This window comes from Leisingera sp. F5 (genome assembly GCF_001593695.1).
Window position 1 is genome coordinate 1 of sequence record NZ_LUKH01000148.1, and the last position, 4,799, is coordinate 4,799.

Sequence of the window (4,799 nt, forward strand, 5' to 3'; positions counted from 1 at the left end):
GAACCGGGTGGCTGGCACCGGCTGGGCAGAGGGTGGGAAACAAGCGTTCTGCGCAGCAGCGGGCCGGCTTAACGCTGTTCTGCGGCAAGGGTCCGCGGCAGGGCGGCAGCAAAGGCAACGGGCAGCGCCTTGATGGGTTCTGCAACGCCGCGCAGATGGAAAGTTTCCAGCGCCAGATGGCTGGAATCGTATCCGGCAGCGTCCAGCAGGCGGGCCGAAATCAGCAGCTCGACGCCCAGATCCTTGGTCTTGGCCTCCAGCCGGCTGGCAGTATTGACGCTGCCGCCGATGATGGTGCGCGGAGCATGGCCGGCGCTGCCGATTTCGCCCAGAACCAGTTCGCCCAAGTGGATGCCGATACCGATGCGGATTTCCGGTTCGCCGTCGGCGGCAAGCCGGGCGTTGAAGTCCTGCAGTGCGCTGCCGATGGCGGTTGCTGCGTCCAGAGCCGCCTGGGCTGAGCGGGCGGGAGAACGAGCCTCGAACAAGGCGAGCAGGCCGTCGCCAAGGTATTTGTCCACGGTGCCGCCCGCGCCGGTGACAGCGGGCACGATGGCGTCAAAGAAGCGGTTCAGAAGGAACACCACGTCATAGGGCAGCTGGCCGGCGGTGCGGGCGGTAAAGCCGCGCATGTCGAGAAACAGGATGGCGAGCTGCTGTTCGCTGCCCTGGCTGGCATGGGCGCGGCCCTTTTGCCCGTCGGGGCGGAACATGCGGGTAACGGTCAGCGGCGCCTCTGGCCGGATCTGGCAGGCCAGCCGCATGTTGGCGGGGGCCTTGACCCGTTCCAGGCTGCGGGCCTCAGGCGGTGTGGGCGGCGGCAGGTGATCGCCGCCTTTGTCCACCACCACCCGGCAGGTGGTGCAGCGCCCCTTGCCTCCGCAGAGCGACGTGTGCTGGACCCCGTTGGCCTGGGACATCTGCAGCAGGGTCATGCCGCGCTCGGCGCGAATTTCGGGACCAAAGGCATAACGGATCTGCACCGCCCGGCGGCGGCGCAGCAGCCGGGCCAGCAGATGGGCCGCCGCTGTCAGTCCCAATAGGATGAGGAAACCGGTGAACCAGCGGCTGTCTGTTTCCAGCAGCGCGGCAAAATCCTCGCGGCTGGGCCAGTTGAAATCGGCCATCAATCCGGCACGCCGGCTGCCTTCGACAAACAGATCATAGATGCGGCGGCCTTCGGTCAGGAGGCCGGCCAGGGCAAAGCCGGGGACAAAGACTGCCAGCCCGGCCATCCAGGGGATCAGAGGCCGCCACCAGCGGGTCAGGCGCAGCCAGTAGTGCAAACCCATGCAGCCGTGGATCCACACCGCCAGCAGCAGTGCGCTTTGCTGCCAGACCTCGGGCGAGGCCCACATCAGCACGATTTGATAGGGGAATTCATCGTTGACGCCGTAGATTTCGTGCGAATAGCGGGTGAACACCAGATGGCTGAGCAGCTGCAGCGGGATCAGCAGGCCAAGCAGGGTTTGCAGCCCCTCGCCAAAGTGCATCCTGAGGCTGCGGCGGCGGGCCAGGTTCCACAGGGCAAGGCCCGCGTGCAGGATCAGCGAGGCATAAAGGATCAGGCCGCCGGCCCGGCTGCGGGTGATCAGCTGGCGGATGTCCTGGAAGTCATCCATCCATTCGGGCGACAACAGCCCCAGGCCGATGTTTATGAAATGGAAGAAGGCATAGGTAAGCAGCACCAGCCCGGTGATGATCCGGGTGCGGCTGATCCAATTGCCTTGCCAGAGTGCGCTTGCCACCCCGGTCCTCCTGTTTCGCGGTTTCCGGGGGCAGACTGCGGCGGGCAGGCGCGCCGGTCAAGGCAGCACGGCGTTTACACCAGGGGCCGGTCTGCCAGCAGGCGGCTTTCCTTTTGTTTCAAAACCCTGCGGGCGGCGGGGTAGCCGCTGCCGCCGGCCAGCGCGAGATCGGGGAACAGCTCCAGGATCTCCTGCCTCGCAGCGGCGCCGCCGCCGTCCAGAAGCTGGCTGCCGGGCTGGAAGCTTTCAGTCCAAAGACCGTTTGAGAACACCGCCTGATGGCGCTCGAACAGAAGGTGCACATAAGTGGTCCGGGCAACCGGCTGCCTGGCAACGCCCGGATGCGCCTGCAGGTGCGCGGCGGCGGCAAGCACCTCCGGCTCTTCGAACAGCATCTGGCAGGCGGCGCCTTTCAGCAGCAGCCGGTGCTGCGGCGAGATCCAAAGGTCCTGGGCCGGCTGGCCGGGGGCAAAGGCATCGGCGGCAACCTGCACCGGCTGCAGATGCGGGCAGGCCTGCATCCAGTCCGCGCCGATCTGGCGGATACCAACCCAAAGAACCGGCTGAAAGCCGTTGTCGCGGGTTAGCACCCGGTCGCCGGGGCGCAACCGTTCCACCGGGCGCAGGCCCTGGTCGGTGCAGATAGCGGTGCCGGTCACGAAACAGGGCACAAAGCTGTCATATTGGGAGGTGCCGGTATTGCTGCCGGAGGTTTTCTGGTACGGTGCGCCATCCTTCAGCGGGGTATCGGTGGAAAAGCCCCAGACATCCTGCGTGACGCCGTTCCGGGAAAACACGGTGATGGTGATGACCGGGCCGAAGGGATTGCCACCGGCATCAAGCTCTTGCAAGTAGTGGTGCGATTCGGCCTCGACCGGGGTGCCGCCGGCCACCATGGAACCGCCATCGACGATGGTATGGCCGCCTGACTGGTCATCTTCCATCGTGTCAGCACCGCCTGCGGTGTCGTCCAGGGTGATCCGCTCGATGGCGTAGCTGGAATCATAGGTGAAGACCGTGCCGACCGGGGTGTCCGAATTGTTGATGATCGAACTGCCCGCAGTCATATGGGGTGAGCTGTCATCGACGGTAAAAGCGTCCGCATTGAACGCGCTTAAAGTTCGTATCGCCATTTCGGCCCCCCGGCAGAACGATCTGATATGCAGTCGCTTACGCGAAGGTTTTGCGGTGCTTTTTTCTAATACCGGGTTAAGGCGCCGCAGAAAGGCGGATGAATTTTTTGTACACCCGTTTGGGTGCATTCCGGTAAGTGTGAAAGGTCGGTTAAGTGAAATATTTCAGCATCTTGCCTGGGTTTTCGGGGCTTGCGGCGAACCAGCGCAGGGGCTTAGGCAGGCGTGCCCCTCGGGCGCGTGGGTCGGGGCCAGGGGCTGATCTGCCCGGGTCTGAAACAGGATCCGCCAGACGGGTCCGGCAAAGGAGAGGCGTCGTGCGGGCGGGCTCAGCCCTCCAGCCCCCAGCCGCCCGGTGCGAACCCGTGGGAGAGGGCGGCGCGGGTGGCCACTTCTTCGCCGATCCAGATACCGGTGGCGGAAATGATCTGCTCCGGCAGGGTGGCGATCAGATAGGGGGCGCCGTCTTCACTGTCTGCCGCGCTGACCCAGCTGCAGCTGTAGCCCTCGCGGCTCAGTTCTTTGGCCAAGGGCTGCCAGTCCGCGCCGTCGCGGGCGGGGACGAAGAAGTAATCAACGTCCGCCGCCTCGGGCAGGCCGTGTTCGGCCTGCAGGTCGTTGAATGCCGCAACGGTTCCGGCCCGCTGGGTTTCGAAATCATGCGGCATCCGGATCAGTCCTGCTCGGCCAGGAAACGTTCGGCGTCGAGTGCTGCCATGCAGCCCATGCCGGCCGAAGTGACCGCTTGGCGGTACTTGTGGTCGGTCAGGTCGCCGGCCGCATAGATGCCGGGGATCGAGGTTTCGGTCGAGCCGGGTTTGACCTGGACGTAGCCGCCGTTGTGCAGCTCCAGCACGTCCTTGACCAGTTCATTGGCGGGGGCGTGACCGATGGCGACAAAGACGCCTTTGCAGGGAATTTCCTTCAACTCGCCGGTTTGCACGTTCTTGACCACGACGCCTTCGACCCCCAGCGGGTTTTCGGTGCCGACGACCTCTTCAAGGGTGTGGAACCACAGGGGTTCGATCTTGTCGTTCTTCATCAGGCGGTCGATCAGGATCTTCTCGGCGCGCAGCTCGTCGCGGCGGTGGATCAGGGTCACTTTGGAAGCGAAGTTGGTGAGGAACAGCGCCTCTTCTACGGCCGTATTGCCGCCGCCGATCACCACAATCTCCTGGCCGCGGTAGAAGAAGCCATCGCAGGTGGCGCAGGCGGAGACGCCGAAGCCCTTGAACTTCTCTTCCGACTCCAGGCCCAGCCACTTGGCGCGGGCGCCGGTCGCGAGGATCACCGCATCGGCGGTGAAGGTGGTGCCGCTGTCGGCCTTGGCCACAAACGGGCGCTTGGACGTGTCGAGCGAGGTGATATAGTCGCCGATGACCTCGCAGCCCATCGCCTGGGCGTGCTCCTGCATCTTGATCATCAGATCGGGGCCCTGCACCTCGGTGAAGCCAGGGTAGTTTTCGACCTCAGTGGTGGTGGTCAGCTGGCCGCCGGGCTCAATCCCCTGGACCAGGATCGGTTCCAGCATGGCGCGGGCCGCATAGACCCCCGCGGTGTAGCCCGCAGGCCCGGAGCCGATGATCAGAACCTTGGTGTGACGCGTCTCGCTCATGTTCGTCCCTTACATAAAGCAGCATGGCGGGCGTGCCGCCGTCAGAACATGCATATAGCGGCAGGGGTCGCGGGCTTAAACCCCCAAGGCTTTGCATGCGGCAGGATACAAATCCGCCAGGGAGGCGCGCATTGCGGCTTGCGCCTTTGGAGCGCAAAGAATATTGCGCGACGATGAAACATTATTGCGCGGCCCGGCGGCGGTGCTATAAGAAACGCAAATTCCACAGGAGCTTTGAACATGGTCACAACCCGCCTTGATCCGATTGATCGCAAGATTTTGTCGGAGCTTCAGGCCGATGGG

At 64.3% G+C, this 4,799-nt stretch carries 5 protein-coding genes; all 5 read right to left on the reverse strand.

Annotated elements, in window-relative coordinates:
- Positions 1 to 68: 68 nt before the first annotated feature.
- The gene (locus A2I95_RS26030; protein ID WP_291734582.1) at positions 69 to 1,748 is read right to left on the reverse strand and encodes an adenylate/guanylate cyclase domain-containing protein; all 1,680 of its coding nucleotides are present in this window, start codon (positions 1,746 to 1,748) and stop codon (positions 69 to 71) included.
- 74 nt (positions 1,749 to 1,822) lie between these two features.
- The gene (locus A2I95_RS26035) at positions 1,823 to 2,881 is read right to left on the reverse strand and encodes a Hint domain-containing protein (protein WP_169730795.1); all 1,059 of its coding nucleotides are present in this window, start codon (positions 2,879 to 2,881) and stop codon (positions 1,823 to 1,825) included.
- A gap of 329 nt (positions 2,882 to 3,210) precedes the next feature.
- Positions 3,211 to 3,549: a hypothetical protein gene (locus tag A2I95_RS26040; RefSeq protein ID WP_027258141.1), complete on the reverse strand. Its 339-nt coding sequence runs from the start codon at positions 3,547 to 3,549 to the stop codon at positions 3,211 to 3,213.
- Positions 3,550 to 3,554: 5 nt separating this feature from the next.
- Positions 3,555 to 4,496, reverse strand: coding sequence for a thioredoxin-disulfide reductase (gene trxB / locus A2I95_RS26045; RefSeq protein ID WP_291734584.1), 942 nt, complete (start codon positions 4,494 to 4,496; stop codon positions 3,555 to 3,557).
- 75 nt (positions 4,497 to 4,571) lie between these two features.
- On the reverse strand, positions 4,572 to 4,799 hold a 228-nt coding region (locus tag A2I95_RS26050), incomplete at its 5' end, for a hypothetical protein (protein WP_291734585.1).